This window comes from Amycolatopsis coloradensis (assembly GCF_001953865.1).
Lineage (GTDB): Bacteria > Actinomycetota > Actinomycetes > Mycobacteriales > Pseudonocardiaceae > Amycolatopsis > Amycolatopsis coloradensis.
The window spans coordinates 149,220-163,691 of the sequence record NZ_MQUQ01000014.1 but is presented as its reverse complement, the minus strand read 5'-3'; the positions used below and the strand labels follow the sequence as shown (position 1 = coordinate 163,691).

At 69.9% G+C, this 14,472-nt stretch carries 15 protein-coding genes; 9 read left to right on the top strand and 6 right to left on the bottom strand.

All coding sequences use genetic code 11. From position 1 onward, the window contains the following. Positions 1 to 5: 5 nt before the first annotated feature. Positions 6 to 1,643 carry an L-glutamate gamma-semialdehyde dehydrogenase gene (gene pruA / locus BS329_RS24635; RefSeq protein ID WP_076163621.1) on the bottom strand — a complete coding sequence of 546 codons (1,638 nt, stop codon included), beginning with the start codon at positions 1,641 to 1,643 and terminating at the stop codon, positions 6 to 8. A gap of 129 nt (positions 1,644 to 1,772) precedes the next feature. Here pruA and BS329_RS24630 point away from each other — a divergent pair, with 129 nt between their 5' ends. Continuing rightward, the gene (locus BS329_RS24630; protein WP_143253184.1) at positions 1,773 to 3,374 is read left to right on the top strand and encodes a PucR family transcriptional regulator; all 1,602 of its coding nucleotides are present in this window, start codon (positions 1,773 to 1,775) and stop codon (positions 3,372 to 3,374) included. 71 nt (positions 3,375 to 3,445) lie between these two features. Here BS329_RS24630 and BS329_RS24625 read toward each other — a convergent pair whose 3' ends face one another. Next, positions 3,446 to 4,486, bottom strand: a complete 1,041-nt coding sequence (locus BS329_RS24625; protein WP_076163619.1) for an LLM class flavin-dependent oxidoreductase — start codon at positions 4,484 to 4,486, stop codon at positions 3,446 to 3,448. Between the two features lie 7 nt (positions 4,487 to 4,493). Continuing rightward, positions 4,494 to 4,886 (bottom strand): DUF6221 family protein, encoded by a 393-nt coding sequence (locus BS329_RS24620; protein WP_076163618.1) that lies wholly within the window; start codon positions 4,884 to 4,886, stop codon positions 4,494 to 4,496. Between the two features lie 293 nt (positions 4,887 to 5,179). Here BS329_RS24620 and BS329_RS24615 point away from each other — a divergent pair, with 293 nt between their 5' ends. Continuing rightward, positions 5,180 to 5,608 carry a MarR family winged helix-turn-helix transcriptional regulator gene (locus BS329_RS24615; RefSeq protein WP_076163617.1) on the top strand — a complete coding sequence of 143 codons (429 nt, stop codon included), beginning with the start codon at positions 5,180 to 5,182 and terminating at the stop codon, positions 5,606 to 5,608. A gap of 230 nt (positions 5,609 to 5,838) precedes the next feature. Here the strand turns inward: BS329_RS24615 and BS329_RS24605 are convergent, their stop codons facing one another. Then, positions 5,839 to 6,858: a DNA polymerase domain-containing protein gene (locus BS329_RS24605; protein WP_076163615.1), complete on the bottom strand. Its 1,020-nt coding sequence runs from the start codon at positions 6,856 to 6,858 to the stop codon at positions 5,839 to 5,841. 28 nt (positions 6,859 to 6,886) lie between these two features. Beyond that, positions 6,887 to 7,444 (bottom strand): GNAT family N-acetyltransferase, encoded by a 558-nt coding sequence (locus BS329_RS24600; RefSeq protein WP_076163614.1) that lies wholly within the window; start codon positions 7,442 to 7,444, stop codon positions 6,887 to 6,889. A 24-nt stretch (positions 7,445 to 7,468) separates the two neighbouring features. On the opposite strand from BS329_RS24600, the gene BS329_RS24595 reads away from it, so the two are divergent. The 7 genes from BS329_RS24595 to BS329_RS24565 all read left to right on the top strand — a co-directional run bounded on the left by BS329_RS24595 (position 7,469) and on the right by BS329_RS24565 (position 13,098). Then, the gene (locus BS329_RS24595) at positions 7,469 to 8,155 is read left to right on the top strand and encodes a TVP38/TMEM64 family protein (RefSeq protein WP_076163613.1); all 687 of its coding nucleotides are present in this window, start codon (positions 7,469 to 7,471) and stop codon (positions 8,153 to 8,155) included. Positions 8,156 to 8,336: 181 nt separating this feature from the next. Beyond that, positions 8,337 to 9,953 carry a serine/threonine-protein kinase gene (locus BS329_RS24590; protein WP_244197287.1) on the top strand — a complete coding sequence of 539 codons (1,617 nt, stop codon included), beginning with the start codon at positions 8,337 to 8,339 and terminating at the stop codon, positions 9,951 to 9,953. Positions 9,954 to 10,030: 77 nt separating this feature from the next. Beyond that, positions 10,031 to 10,336 carry a hypothetical protein gene (locus BS329_RS24585; protein WP_076163611.1) on the top strand — a complete coding sequence of 102 codons (306 nt, stop codon included), beginning with the start codon at positions 10,031 to 10,033 and terminating at the stop codon, positions 10,334 to 10,336. A gap of 19 nt (positions 10,337 to 10,355) precedes the next feature. Beyond that, positions 10,356 to 10,778, top strand: a complete 423-nt coding sequence (gene msrB, locus BS329_RS24580) for a peptide-methionine (R)-S-oxide reductase MsrB (protein WP_076163788.1) — start codon at positions 10,356 to 10,358, stop codon at positions 10,776 to 10,778. 238 nt (positions 10,779 to 11,016) lie between these two features. After that, on the top strand, positions 11,017 to 11,946 hold the full coding sequence (locus BS329_RS24575; protein WP_076163610.1) for a TIGR04222 domain-containing membrane protein: 930 nt from the start codon (positions 11,017 to 11,019) through the stop codon (positions 11,944 to 11,946). Further along, the gene (locus tag BS329_RS24570) at positions 11,939 to 12,751 is read left to right on the top strand and encodes an MbnB/TglH/ChrH family RiPP precursor modification enzyme (RefSeq protein ID WP_076163609.1); all 813 of its coding nucleotides are present in this window, start codon (positions 11,939 to 11,941) and stop codon (positions 12,749 to 12,751) included. The genes BS329_RS24575 and BS329_RS24570 overlap by 8 nt, the downstream gene beginning before the upstream one ends. Beyond that, positions 12,748 to 13,098 (top strand): SCO6045 C-terminal-like domain-containing protein, encoded by a 351-nt coding sequence (locus BS329_RS24565; protein WP_076163608.1) that lies wholly within the window; start codon positions 12,748 to 12,750, stop codon positions 13,096 to 13,098. The genes BS329_RS24570 and BS329_RS24565 overlap by 4 nt, the downstream gene beginning before the upstream one ends. Positions 13,099 to 13,115: 17 nt before the next feature. On the opposite strand, the gene BS329_RS24560 is transcribed toward BS329_RS24565, so the two are convergent. Further along, on the bottom strand, positions 13,116 to 14,462 hold the full coding sequence (locus BS329_RS24560; RefSeq protein ID WP_076163787.1) for a CoA transferase: 1,347 nt from the start codon (positions 14,460 to 14,462) through the stop codon (positions 13,116 to 13,118). Positions 14,463 to 14,472 lie beyond the last annotated feature (10 nt).

The following is a 14,472-nucleotide window of genomic DNA, read 5'->3' as shown; positions in this document are numbered from 1 at the left end:
AGAACTCAGCCCTGGTGGGGGTAACGGACGGAGGTGGGCGGAACGAAGGTCTCCTTGACCGAGCGCGGGCTCGTCCAGCGGAGGAGGTTGAACACCGAACCGGCCTTGTCGTTGGTGCCGGAAGCGCGGGCACCGCCGAAGGGCTGCTGGCCGACGACGGCGCCGGTCGGCTTGTCGTTGACGTAGAAGTTGCCGGCGGCGAAGCGCAAGGCCTCGGCCGCCTTCGCGACGGCCGTGCGGTCGTTGGCGATGACGGCGCCGGTGAGCGCGTAGTCGGCGGTCTCGTCGACCAGCTTCAGCACGTTGTCGAAGCCCTCGTCGGTGGCGTCGTCGTAGACGTGGATCGAGAGGATCGGGCCGAAGTACTCGGTGCGGAAGATCTCGTGCTCCGGGTTGTCCGAAACGAGGATCGTCGGGCGCACGAAGTAGCCGACGCTGTCGTCCGCGGTGCCACCGGCGATGACCTCGACCTCAGCGTCCTCCGCGGCGCTGGCCAGCACGGCGGCGTGCTTGTCGAAGGTGCGGCGGTCGATCACGGCGCCACCGAAGTTGCTCAGGTCGTTGACGTCGCCGTAAGTGATGGCCTCGGTCTCGGAGACCAGCTCGTCCTTCAGGCTCGCCCAGAGCGAGCGCGGCACGTAGGCGCGGGACGCGGCCGAGCACTTCTGGCCCTGGTACTCGAAGGCGCCGCGGATCAGCGCGGTGCGCAGGATGTCGACGTCGGCCGAGGCGTGCGCGAGCACGAAGTCCTTGCCGCCGGTCTCGCCGACCAGGCGCGGGTACGAGCGGTAGCCGGAGATGTTGGCGCCGACGGTGCTCCACAGGTGCTGGAACGTCGCGGTGGACCCGGTGAAGTGGATCCCGGCCAGGTCGCGGTGGGTCAGGGCGACCTCGGAGACGGCCTTGCCGTCACCCGGAAGCAGGTTGATGACGCCCGGCGGCATACCGGCCTCTTCGAGCAGCCGCATCAGCATGTGCGCGGCGTAGCTCTGCGTCGGCGACGGCTTCCACAGCACGACGTTGCCCATCAGCGCGGGCGCGGTCGGCAGGTTGCCGGAGATCGCGGTGAAGTTGAACGGGGTGATGGCGTACACGAAGCCCTCCAGCGGGCGGTGCTCCATCCGGTTCCAGATACCGGGCGAGCTGACCGGCTGCTCGGCGAGGATCTGACGGCCGAAGGCGACGTTGAACCGCCAGAAGTCGATCAGCTCGCAGGCGGAGTCGATCTCGGCCTGGAAGGCGGTCTTCGACTGGCCGAGCATGGTGGCGGCGTTCAGCTTGGCACGCCACGGGCCCGCCAGCAGGTCGGCGGCACGCAGGATGATCGCGGCGCGGTCGTCGAAGGACAGCGCGCGCCAGCCGGGGGCGGCGGCCTTGGCCGCGGCGATCGCGTCGTGGGTGTCCTGCGCGGTCGCGCTGTGGATGACACCCAGCACGGCCTTGTGGTTGTGCGGCTGGACGACGTCGATCTTCTCGCCGCCGCCCTTGCGCTGCTCACCACCGATCGTGGCGGTGATGTCGATGGGGTCGGCGTTGCCCAGCGACTTGAGCGCGCCCTCGAGTTCAGCGCGCTCAGCGCTGCCCGGTGCGTAGTTCAGCACCGGTTCGTTCTTCGGGGCGGGGGTCTGGGTCACGGCGTCCACTGACTGCTCCTGACTTCACTTCGCCGGTTAGAGGTCTCACCCCGAACGGTAGACCGGACGTCTCCGCTTCGGCTTGTCCGACTGGCTAGAATCAAGGTGACCATCTTGTCCGATCGGCTAATTCGGGTGATGACAGCGACTACAGCGACTACGGAAACGACCACTGTCGCGTCACTGCGGCATGTCCTCGCCACGCTCGGGGAACCGCTGGTCAGGGTGCTCGCGGCACCGAGTGGGCTCGGGATCGAGGTGGGGGACGTCGTCATCCACGACCCGGAGGATCCACCCGACGCCCATCCGGGTGATCTCGTCCTGCTGATCGGAGCCCGCGGCCGGGCCGCCGCGGGCGCGATCCGGGCGGCGGGACGGTCGGGCGCGGCCGCCGTGGCGGTCAAGAACGGCTCGCCGGTCGTGAACGTCGCGGCCGACTCCGCCATCGCGCTGATCGAGGTCGGCCACGAGGCACGCTGGGAACAGGTCGAAGCGCTGGCCAGGGGCGTCGTGGACGCGGCCCGCGCCGGGGGCGAGGCGGACAGCGGCGAGGTGCTGGGCGATCTGTTCTCGCTCGCGCAGACCATCGCGACGCTCACCGGCGGCCTGGTCAGCATCGAGGACACCGCGAGCCGCGTGCTGGCCTATTCGCGGGCAGGTGACGAGGTGGACGAACTGCGCCGCCTCTCGATCCTCGGCCGCGAAGGCCCGGAACGGTACCTCGCGATGCTGCGCGAATGGGGCATCTACCAGCGGCTTCGCGCTGGGGAAGGCATCGTCCGCATCGACGAACGACCGGATCTCGGCATCCGGCGCCGGATCGCGGCCGGGATCCACGCCGGATCGCAGCCCTTGGGCACGATCTGGGTCCAGGAGGGCGCGCATCCGCTCACCGAAAGCGCGGAAATCGCGTTGCTCGGCGCGAGCCGGGCGCTCGCGCCCCAGTTGATCCGGCACCGGACCCTGCCGAGCCCGGAACTCCGGCTGCGGGAGGACCTGCTGGCGGGATTGCTCGACGGCCGCCTCGAAGTCGAGTCCGTGGCCGACGACATCGGCGCGGATCCCGGGAAACCGGCCGTGGTGCTGGGGTTCTCGCTCCCCCGCGACCGGGCGGCGACCGACCGGCAACTGCGGCGAGCCGAACTGGTGCACCTGATCACCGTGCACACCGCCGCGTACCGGCGGAGCGCGCTGGTGAGCGTGATCGGCGGCCGGGTCTACGCGCTCCTGCCGGATCTGCCCGAGCACGCCGAGACGCGGATCCTGGCGCTGGCGAAGGAAATCGTCGGCACCGCGCAACGACATCTCGACGTCCGGGTGCGCGCCGCGCTGGGCGGTGTCGTGCCACGTCTCTCCGACGCGGCGGCCTCGCGTGGCGACGCGGACCGCGTGCTCGCGACGATGGCGCGCGGGCACGGGACCGCGGACGTCGCCTCACTGGCCGACGTCCGCGCCGAGGTCCTGCTGTCCGAAGTGCTCGCTTTTCTCGGCGACCAACCGAGAATCCGCGACCCTCGGTTGCTCGAACTGATCGCGCACGACGCCGAGCACGGCGGCATCCTGGTGCCCGCCGTACTCGCCTACCTCGACGCGTTCGGCGATGTCCGGCGCGCGGCGCGCGAGCTGAACATCCACCCGAACACGGTGCGGTACCGGGTGCGGCGTGCCGCCGGGGTGTCCGGGATCGACCTGGACGACCCGGCGCAGCGCATCCTCACCCAGCTTCTCCTGCGTCTCTAGACCGCGTTTCGTCCTCTGGTTGCGGTAGTACGCGTCACGAACTACCGCAACCAGAGGACGAAACGCGGAGATCACGACGCCGCGGCGAGACTGCGAAGCCCGGCGACTTCGGCGAGGGCTCGGTAGGAATCCAACCGCTCGGTCTGGTCGAAAGTACTGGTGGTCACCAGAATCTCGTCGGCGCCGGTCTTGGCGACGAGGTCGGCCAGCCGATCGCCGACGTCGTCCGGGGTGCCGGCGATCTGACCGTCGAGCGCCCGGTCCAGTCTCTCCCGGTCCCGTTCGGACAGTGACGCCGTGAGGATCTCCTCGACCGGCGACAGCGGCGGGAAAACCCCGTGCGTGCGCGAGTAGACGGTCGACCACGCTTCGGGGATCAGCAGTCGTCGCGCGGCTTCGGCGGTCTCGGCGACCGCGATCGCCGTGGACACCACGACATACGACCGCGAAGCCTGCGCGGAGGGACGGAAGCCGGAGCGGTAACCCTCGATGGCTTCGAGCAGCGGTCCCTCGCCCCGGACCGGCGCGATCACCAGTGGCAGCCCCAGTTCCGCGGCCAGCCGCGCCCCGGCACCGGTGGCCAGCAGGAACGCGGGCACGCGCAGCCCTTCCGCCGGAATGGCGTGCACGCCCGGATACGCCGTCTGGTCACCCGTGAGGAAGCCCAGCAGTTCCCGGACCTGCTCGCCGAAGCGGTCGGCGTCGTCCTTCTCGTGCCCAAGTGCTTGGCGGACCCCACCGGTGAACCCGACCGACCGGCCCAGTCCCATGTCGATCCGGCCGGGGAACAGCGATTCGAGGACACCGAACTGTTCCGAGACCACCAGCGGCCGGTGGTTCGGCAGCATCACGCCGCCGGTGCCGACGCGGATCCGCTCGGTCGCCGAGGCGACCGCGGCCGCCAGCACCGTGGGCGCCGAACCGGCGACGCCGGGCACGCTGTGATGCTCGGAGACCCAGAACCGGTGATAGCCCAGCGCTTCGATGTCCCGCGCGAAGGCGACCGTGTCCCGCAACGCGCGGGGCGCGTCGCCACCGCGGCGGGTCGGGGACCGGTCCAGTACCGAAAGCGTGATCACCCTCGGATCAACGCGTCCGGCCCCGGCGGGCATTCCCCGCTCAGGGGCGCCAGCGCTCGCTGTAGTCCGGGTGGTCGGCGTGGGGCAGGGCGAGCAGCCGCAGGGTCAGGCACCAGTTCGGGCCGGCCTCGTCGGCGGGCACGTTGCACGTCTCGCACCAGTACTCGTTGCCGTACAGGGGGAATCCCGGGACCTTTTCCGTAACGGTGGTGCGGTGCGCCTGCAGGAGCCGCCGGGTCGCCTCGATCTCGTTGATCATCTGGTTGACCACGTCGAGTTCGATGTCGTTCAGTGACCGGATCTTCTTTTCGATGACGACCTTGGTCTCACCGCGATTGAGCGATTCGCTGATCTCGGTTTTCTTGACCGCCTGCATGATCAACGCCTGGCGCTGTCCGACACGCGCGGCGAGAAAGGCGATCAGGTCGTCCACAGGCACTCCTTCGTCTCCCCCAGCGTAAGCGTTCGGCGGGGAATGTCGCTGGCAGGAGACCCGCCGTTACGACTGGGCCGCACGCGTCACACAGTCTCGTATCGGTTCGCCGCGCGGCGGTGACTGGTTTCTGGATCGACACGAAAGCGCAATCACTCCGCGAGCAAACCGGAGAAGAGACTGATGAAGAGTACGAATCGGTCACCGATACCGCACGCGTCGTCACGAAATACGTTCCCGTAACTACGTAGTCATAGTTGCGCAGTTTTAACTGCGCAACTTACCCTGCGGACATGGACACGACCGGCGCACGCGCGGCCCACGACATCCGCGTCGCCTTCAGCAGGCTCCGGCGCCGCTTGCGGGAGAACTACGGCCGCGATGACCTCACGCCGTCCCAGACGTCCGTGCTCAGCCGTCTCGACAAAGACGGCGAAGCGTCGGTCAGCGACCTGGCCGCCCTCGAAGGCATCCGTCACCAGTCGGTGGCCACCACCGTCGGCGTCCTGGTGGAGCGGGGGCTGGCCGCCCGTCGGCAGGACCCCGAGGACGGACGGCGTCAACTGGTCTTCGTCACCGACAACGGCCACACCTTCCTCGAAGAGCGCCGTCGCGCCGGGGAAGGCTGGCTCGCCCGGGTCCTGGAAACGCGGTGCACCGAAGCGGAGCGCCGCACGCTGATCGAAGCGGCGGCCGTACTGGAACGGGTCGTGCGGCGATGAGCGCGGGCTTCGACCGGCGGCTCCTGCCTCCGATGATGCTGGGCGCGGCCCTCAACCCGGCCAACTCCCCGATCATCTCGGTGTCCCTGGTGCCGATCAACATCCCGCCAGCGGCGCGTTCTTCGGTCAGCGTGCCGACAGTGGCGGACTGCATCACCTGGCCGTGTTCATGCTCATCGCCGGCGTGCTGTTCCTCGCGCTGACCGCTCACTGGGCCGCGTCGGCCGGGCTTAGGTGTCGTCGCGCGCCTTGCTGGGCTGGACCCGCTTCGGTTCACCAGGCATTTTCGGGTAGTCCGGTGGATACGGCATCTCGCCGAGGCCGTGGTCGCGCTCGTCCCGCGCGTACCACTCCAGCAGCGTTTCGATGCCGAACGCCTGCTCGTCCATCGGCCCGTGGAGGTCGCCGCGCTCGGCGTAGAAGGCTCCGGCGGTGAGGACGTCGAAGTCGTCCGGGTCGACCTCGGTCAGCAGGTCCCAGGTGAGCGGGGTGGACACGGTGGCACGCGGGGTGCCGCGGACCGACCACGCCGAGGCCACCGTGCGGTCGCGCGCGGCCTGGTTGTAGTCGATGAAGACCCGGCCCCCGCGTTCTTCCTTCCACCACGCGATCGTCGCCTTCTCGGGGATCCGGCGCTCGACCTCGCGCCCCAGCGCGATCACCGCGTGACGGACGTCGATGAAGTCCCATTCGGGCCGGATACGCACCAGGACGTGCACGCCGCGGCCGCCCGACGTCTTCGGATAGCCGACGAGACCGGCCGAGTCGAGCACCTCACGCACCACGCCGGCGACCTCGACCGCGTCGCTGAACCCGGCCTCGTCCGGCGGGTCGACGTCGATGCGGAGTTCGTCGGGGTGGTCGACGTCGGGACGCCGCACCGGCCACGGGTGGAAGTCGAAGGTGCCCAGATTCGCCGCCCAGGCGAACACGGCGGCCTCGGTCGGGCAGACCTCCTCGGCGGTCCGGCCCGACGGGAAGGTGATCTTCGCGGTCTCCACCCACTCAGGGGCGCCTTTCGGCACACGCTTGGCGTAGAACCACTCGCCCTCGACGCCGTCGACGTAGCGCTTCAGCGTCGTCGGCCGCTCCCCGACAGCGCGCAGCAACGGCTCGCCGACCGCGACGTAGTGCTCCACGACCTGGCGCTTCGTGATCCCGCGGGCCGGGAAGTACACCTTGTCCGGGCTGGACACCCGGACCTTGCGCTCGCCTGCCTCGACCTCGATCGGCTCACCGTTCTTGGGCATGCGCCCACCGTAGCCAGTCCGGCGCGGCTCAGGGCCGCGGATCGTTCTTCAGAATTGCCATCGTGACCACGTCATGCCATTCGCCGTCCCACCACAGGGCTTCCCGCTGAAGTCCCTCGCGGACGAACCCGCACTTCTCGTACACACGCTGGGCCCGCGGGTTGAAGTCGAACACCTCCAGCGAGACGCGATGGACGCCGACAACGTCGAACGCGAAGTCCAGGATCAGCTTCGTCGCTTCGGTGCCGTAACCCTTGCCGAAGACGTCCGGCCCGGTCAGCGCGATCCGGAACGCGGCCGAGCGGTTGTCCCCGTCGAAGTCCGAAAGCACGACCTCGCCGAGGTAGCCGCGATCCTCCTTGCGCAGGATCGCGTAGTCGGCCCTGTCGTCGAGACCCGGCCGCGAGGCCAGCCACGTGCGGATCTGATCTTCGGTGAAGACGGTGTGCGTGCCGGTCAGCCGGATGGTCTCCGGCTCCCGCAACGCCCGCCAGGCGGGCTCGAAGCAGGACTCGTCGAGCTGCGCCAGCACGATGTTCTCGCCGGTGAGTTCGGGCTGCGTCCGCAGCGCCTCGGTATCGATCACAGCGAATACCGTACGGTTGACGCAGTGTCCGGCCGTACCAAAGTGATTCTCGCGCTCACCGTGCTCGCCCTCTTCGTGGCGGCCGCGGTGCTCCTGCCGATCCCGAGCCCGGCCGGACTGCGGGCCTGGGCCGCCGGACTCGGCCCGGCCACACCGCTGGTGTTCTTCCTGCTCTACTCGGTACTGACGGTGGCGCCGATCCCGCGCACCGTGTTCAACCTGGCGGGCGGCCTGCTGCTCGGCGCCACGACGGGCATCGTCGTCGGCATCCTGGCGACCACGGTCGCCTCCGGGCTCTCGTTCGCCCTTTCGCGGGCACTCGGCCGTGATCTGGTCACCCGGCATCTGCACCGGGCCAAGGTGCGCGCGGTCAACGACCGGCTCTCCGACGGCGGGGTTCTGGCGATCACCTCCTTACGGCTGATCCCGATGGTGCCGTTCGCTCCTTTCAGTTACCTGTGCGGAGTGTCGTCGGTCCGTTTCGTCCCGTATCTGATCGGGACCGCGCTCGGCAGCCTGCCGGGGACGGTCGCGGTCGTCGTCCTCGGCGACGCCCTGACCGGGGAAACACCGCCCGCTCTGCTGATCTGTTACGCCGTCTTCGCCGCCGCCGGGGCCATCGGGCTGATCAGGGTCTTCCGGCGGAAGGCCGTTCCGGCGGCCGAACCGGTCGGCGAGGAAGAAACGCCCGCGTCCGCATCGGCAAGCTGACGGGGATCCGAAACCGCCGCCCGCTACACTCGATCGGGTGCGCGGGACCAGCACGACCGCGTAACGCCACCATCACCCCGGGCCTTGTTCGTCAAAGAATGTGTCAGGAGCAGTCGCCATCGACACCGGTCAGCTGATCGCCGGGCACTACCGCCTGGTCGAGCAAATTGGTAGCGGTGCCATGGGGGTGGTCTGGCGCGCCATCGATGTCCGCCTCGAGCGCTCGGTGGCGGTCAAGCAGATCCTCCCGCAGCCAGGTGTCTCCGAGGCCGAACGCGACAACATGCGCCAGCGCGCCATGCGCGAGGCGAAGAACGCGGCCCGGTTCCAGCACCCGAACGCGATCGTGGTGTTCGACATCGCCGAGCACGGCGGCGATCCCTGCCTGGTGATGGAGTACCTGAACGGCCCGAGCCTCTCCGCGATCATCTCCGATGAAGGCACGCTGCCGCTGGGGCGGGTCGCGAAGATCGGCGAGCAGGTCGCGTCGGCGCTGGTCGCCGCGCACCGCGCCGGGATCGTGCACCGCGACGTCAAGCCTGGGAACATCCTGATCGACGAAGCGGGCACCGCGAAGATCACCGACTTCGGCATCTCGCGCGCGGCGGGCGACATGACGCTCACCCAGACCGGCCTGATCGGCGGCACCCCGGCCTACCTCGCGCCCGAACTGGCGCGGGGCTCGGATCCTGTGCCCAGCTCCGACGTCTTCGCGCTCGGCGCGACGCTCTACCAGGCGATCGAGGGCCAGACGCCGTACGGGAACAGCTCCAACCAGCTCGCGCTGCTGTACGCGGCCGCGAACGGGCAGATCAACCCGCCGCAGCAGGCGGGTGCCGCGACCGCGCTGCTGATGAGCCTCCTGCGCACCGAACCGACCGAACGCCCGACCATGGCCGAGGCCAGGGAGCGGCTCGCCGCGCTGGCGGCGAACGAATCCGGCGTGGGCACGGCGGCCTCGCCGCGGCTTTTCGGGGCGGGCGGCGGCAGACAGCCCGCCGTGCCCGACACCCCTGGGCACGGCGTCCCCGGCGGGGACCGGCCACCGTGGCAGCGGACCGAGAGGCAGGCCCAGTCGTCCGCGACCCCTCCACTGTCTCCTCCCGCCAAGCAGCACACGCCGACCGCCGCGTTCATCCCGATGCGCTCACCGGCGGCCCCGCCGAACACCCCGCCGCGCCCGGTCGCCGCGATGAGCCCGCCGCCGTCGGCGGCCGCCCCGATGCGGCCGTCGCCGGCGAAGTCCTCGGACGGCAAGCGCAAAGCCGTCCTGTTCGCGGGCGCCGGCGCCGCGGTCGTGGTGATCGCGGTGATCGTGTTCCTGGTGCTGAACTCCGGCAACGGCGGCACCGGCGGCCAGAGCGGCAACAACGCCGGGGCGAACCCGCAGACCTCCGCTCCGGCGACGCCGTCGAAGAGCGCCTCCAAGAGCAGCCCGCCTCCGTCCTCCGCGCCTTCGAACGGCGGCAAGATCGAGTACCGGCCCGCCGGGGAACGCGTCGTGGACTTCTACAGCAACGCGGGCTCGCCCACAGGCTGGGCGATGCTGACTCCCGACGCCCAAGCGGCGTACGGCGACCAGGCGAAGTATCAGGAGTACTGGGCGACGCACCAGCTGAGCAGCTACAAGGGTGCCAACGCCACCAAGGGCAACAACCCCGACGGTTCGGTGGACATCACCATCAACCTCACGTTCAAGTCCGGTGGCTCCGAAGCGAAGACCGTCCGTGTCATCGACGGCGGCGGTGGCCAGCTGCTGATCGCCGGTGACACCCGCAGCGCACAGGGTGACCAGTAGCACCCGGCGCGTGGCGGTGGTGAGACCCGCCTCGCTGGTGGTAGGCCAATCGCCGCTCGTGGCTTACTGTTGCCGGTATGGCCGATAGCGGACCTTTCGGACCTGGTCAGAATCCTCGTTTCGACGAGGACCTGGTAGGTCTCGACCCGTACGACCCCGAAGCTCGCGCCTTCGCCGAGCATCTGGACCGCATCGAACGCTGCGGCCCGAACTTCACCGTGGAAGCCTGCCTCGACGGTGTCTCCGATTTCGCCGACTCCAGCAACCGCCTCGGTGGTCTGCGCTGGTGGATTTCGGCACTGGTGGTGATCCTCATCGTGCTCGGCGTGATGGTCACCGCATGGGACATCATCGGCCGGGCCATCGCCTGGCTCTCGGGGTAACGTGGAACCGGTGAAAGGCATGAAACCCGTTGTCGGAGCCACGCCGCGCGTGGTCAAGTCCGAGCAGGAATGGCGGGAACAGCTCAGCCCCGACGAGTACGCCGTGCTCCGCCAGGCGGGCACCGAGCGCCCCTTCACCGGTGAGTACACCGACGAGAAGACCACCGGTGTCTACCAGTGCCGCGCCTGTGGTGCTGAGCTGTTCCGCAGCGACACGAAGTTCGAGAGCCACTGCGGCTGGCCCTCGTTCTACGACCCGGCCGATACCGACGCCGTCCTCCTCCGTGAGGACACGGCCATGGGGATGCGCCGGATCGAGGTGCTGTGCAAGTCGTGCCACAGCCACCTCGGGCACGTCTTCGAAGGCGAGGGATACGCCACGCCGACGGATCAGCGGTACTGCATCAACTCGATCTCGCTGACGCTCGTTCCCGAGTCGTAACCAACCGAAGCGAACCACCGCCCTCTCCGATGCGTTCACGAGGAACAGAACAGCGTCGGGGAGGGCGGTGTTCGCTGTACGACCCTCGAGGTTCCAGTGTCCGCGGGGACGATCACGGCTTCTGACGGCCCAACTGCCGTCACGAAAGTCCACGCAGGCTGTTCGAATCACGGAACCACGGCCGGACGGAAAAGCGTCCGACCACGGTGAAGGCACCTGCTCGTGAAAGGCCCGTGCGATGGACGACACCTGGGGCATCCCCGGACCCACTTTCCTGGCGATCTACGCCGCGTTGCTGGCGCTGCCGCTGGTCATCGGTCTCTTGTGGACGATCGCGGTCAAGCTGGGCCATAAGGCACCGCGTGCCGCGGTGAGCGGATCGCGGCCGACGGCGTACGAACTCGCCTACCTCGCCGGTGGCCCGGACCGCGTGGTCGACACGGCCATCGCGGCGCTGGTCGACCGCGGGACGCTGCGGATCAGCAGCTCGCGGAAGCTCCAGCTCGCGGGCCCCGTACCGGCCGACCCCATCGAACAGGCCGTCGCCAAGAGCGCCAGGCCGGGTCACAACTCCACGACCCGCGGCATCCGCGACCGCCTGCGGATGTCGGGGCCGATGCAGGCGCTCGGCAAGGACCTGGAGGCGCGGGGCCTGGTCGTCGTCGACAAGAAGCCGCAGGTCCGCCAGGTCGTGTTCAGCATCTACCTCGGCGCGCTGATCCTCGGTGTGGTGCGCCTGATCGCCGGGATCGTCAGTGACCACCCCGTCGGTTTTCTGAGCTTCCTGGTGATCGTCGCCGGGGTCGCGACCCTCCTCGCCCGTGCCGCCAGGAACAAGCGAGTCGGCACTCGCCCGACCAGTGAGGGCCACCGGATCGTCGGCCGCGCCAACGCCGAATTCTCGAGGGAGCGCGGGCGCGGCATCACCGGCGGGCCCGCCGTGGGTGGCGCCCTGCTGGGCGGTGTCGCGGTGGCGGTCGCGCTGGGCGGGCTCGCCTACTACCCGGACGAAGAGCTGAGCGCCGCGCTGATCCCGCCGCCCCTCTCGGGTGGCTTCGGTGGCGGTGGTTCGTCCGGCGGCAGCACCTGTGGCACCGGTGGATCCTCGTGCGGCAGCGGGAGTTCCTGTGGTGGCAGCTCGTGCGGCGGCGGGGGCTGCGGTGGCTGACGGGCCGGGTCACCTCGGCATCGGCATCGGGTGGCGGCACGAACTCGACCTGTCGATCGCGCGGCTGCCCGGCGTCGACTGGGTCGAGGTCGTCGCCGAAAACCTGCACGCCGGGCATCTTCCCGAGACGCTGGTCGCCCTGCGGGACAAGGGGATGCCGGTGCTGCCGCACGCGGTCTCGCTGTCGCTGGGCGGGGCCGAACCGCTGGACACCGCGCGCGTCGAGCACCTCGCGGAGATCACCCGCGAACTCGGCGCGCCGATGGCCAGCGACCACGTGTGCTTCGTGCGCGCGGGCGGCCTCGACTCGGGTCACCTGATGCCGCTCCCCCGCACCCGGGAAGCGCTCGACGTCCTGGTGGACAACGTCAAGCTGACCCAGTCCATCGTGGGCGCGCCGTTCGCGGTGGAGAACATCGCGGCGGTGCTGGAATGGCCGGACGCGAAGTTCTCCGAGTCGGAGTTCCTGCGGGAGCTGACCGACCGGACCGACTGCCTGCTGATCATCGACGTCGCCAACCTGTACGCCAACGCCCGCAACCTCGGCACCGATCCCGGACGGTTCCTCGACGAGATCCCGTGGGAACGGCTCGCGTACGCGCATATGGCGGGCGGCGTCGAACGCGACGGCGTCTACCACGACACGCACGCCCATCCGGTGGTCCCGGAGGTGCTGGACCTGCTGCGTGAACTGCGGCGGCGCACCGAGCCGCCCGGTGTGCTGCTGGAACGCGACGACGACTACCCACCTGACAGCGAACTGGCGGCGGAACTGGCCGCGCTGCGGGAAGCGGTCACGCCGTGACTTCGCCACGGGAGCGGCTCGCCGGGCAGCAAGCCGAGCTGCTCAAGGCGCTCCTCGCCGGAGGCGACGCCCCGGCGGGCTTCGACGCGGACAGGCTCCGCATCGAGGCGAACGTGCTGCGCACCAAGCAGGGCAGGCTCACCGCGTTCCTGCGGCCGGACCTCGCGGAAGCACTCGGCGACCGGTTCGCCGCCCTGTTCCGCGAGTACGCGGCAGGCCATCCGAAGACCGACACGATCCGCGCGCGGGCCTACGCGGACGAGTTCGGCACCTGGCTCGTCGACCGCGGCGAGGTACCCAAACCCCGGGGCCGGTTCGCGAGCTGGCTACGCCTACGCCGCGTTTAGTCCTCTAAATGCGGTGATCACCAGACCGGGCGGTCGCTTCCGGGTACCTGCGCCGCTTCCGTCCACTGTGGATTCGCGCCCGGCAGCACGCCCGCCATCTTGACCCGGGTCAGCCGCCCCAGCGGGCTGTCGACGTCCTCCAGGAACTCGGCGGCGTCGAACTCGGTCACGCCGGGTTCCTTGCGTCCCAAGGAATTCAGCCACTCCCCGGTTCCGGCGAGTGAGGTACGGACGTGCTGGCTGCCGCCCTCGGTGGCCGCCCGGCGGACGGCGGTCATGATCGCCGCCGCGGTGAGCCAGCCGGTCGCGTGGTCGAGCGCCTGCACCGGCAGCGGTCCCGGACCGTCGATCCCGGCGGTCTTGCCGCCTTCGTCGGCGATCCCCGACGCCATCTGCACCAGGCTGTCGAAGCCACGCCTGCGCGCCCACGGCCCTTCCCAGCCATAGGCGGACAGGTCGGCGACCACGATCCCCGGCCGGAGTTCGGCGATCGCCTCCGGCGAGAAACCCTTGGCCACCAGCGATCCCGGCCGGAAGCCTTGCAGCACGACATCGGCGCGGGCGATCAGCTTGCGCAGCCGCGAACGCCCGGCTTCGGTCTCCAGGTCGACGTATGCCGAGAGTTTGCCCATCCCGGTGTCGACGGCCAGCGGCGGCACGGTCGGCAACCGGTCCGCCCCGATGTGCATGACGGTGGCACCGTGCGCGGCGAGCACCCGGCCCGCGACGGGTCCGGCGATGACGTGGGTCAGGTCCAGGATCCGCACGCCGCCCAGCGGCCGAGCGGACTCGAACAGCCGCACCGGCTCCGACGGCCCGAGTGACCGGATCTCGGCGACGGGCAACGCCGACGACGCCTGCCCTTGCTTGTGCGCCAGCCATTCCTCGCGGCCGCGCAGCACGGCCGCGGCGCCACCGGCGCCGATCACCGCCGACTCGACCTCGAACTTCGACTTGGCCGCGACGACCTTCTCGAACGCCTCGCGGGTCGCCGGCACACCAAGGCCCCAGCACACGGCGGAGACGTGCCGCGGGTAGTTGCAGTGCAGCCGCACCCAGCCGTCGTTCGCGCGGTAGTCGCCGGACAGCGGCGCGCTGAACGGCACCGGCTCCCCGTCGACACGGATGTACTGCTCGCTGCGGAACGACGTCGCGGCGTGCCGGGTGTCGACCGACACCCGGCCGGGCTCGATCCCCCGCAACCGCAACAGTTCGCCGGCGGCGAGCGTCGCAACGGCGATACTGGTGGTCGCGGCTTCCTCGACCCGGAAGGTCCCGGGCAGCACGGATTCGGGGCCGGTGACCTCGACGGCGTCTTCGGCGAGTGCGTCGCCGGTGAGCGTGGTCCAGACGCGGGAGTCCACTGAAGCGTTC

Coding starts and splice junctions, on each gene's coding strand:
- BS329_RS24630 (WP_143253184.1), top strand. CDS start 1,773: ATGACAGCGACTACAGCGACTACGGAAACGACCACTGTCGCGTCACTG.
- BS329_RS24625 (WP_076163619.1), bottom strand. CDS start 4,486: ATGCCCGCCGGGGCCGGACGCGTTGATCCGAGGGTGATCACGCTTTCG.
- BS329_RS24615 (WP_076163617.1), top strand. CDS start 5,180: ATGGACACGACCGGCGCACGCGCGGCCCACGACATCCGCGTCGCCTTC.
- BS329_RS24605 (WP_076163615.1), bottom strand. CDS start 6,858: ATGCCCAAGAACGGTGAGCCGATCGAGGTCGAGGCAGGCGAGCGCAAG.
- BS329_RS24590 (WP_244197287.1), top strand. CDS start 8,337: ATGGGGGTGGTCTGGCGCGCCATCGATGTCCGCCTCGAGCGCTCGGTG.
- BS329_RS24585 (WP_076163611.1), top strand. CDS start 10,031: ATGGCCGATAGCGGACCTTTCGGACCTGGTCAGAATCCTCGTTTCGAC.
- msrB (WP_076163788.1), top strand. CDS start 10,356: ATGAAACCCGTTGTCGGAGCCACGCCGCGCGTGGTCAAGTCCGAGCAG.
- BS329_RS24575 (WP_076163610.1), top strand. CDS start 11,017: ATGGACGACACCTGGGGCATCCCCGGACCCACTTTCCTGGCGATCTAC.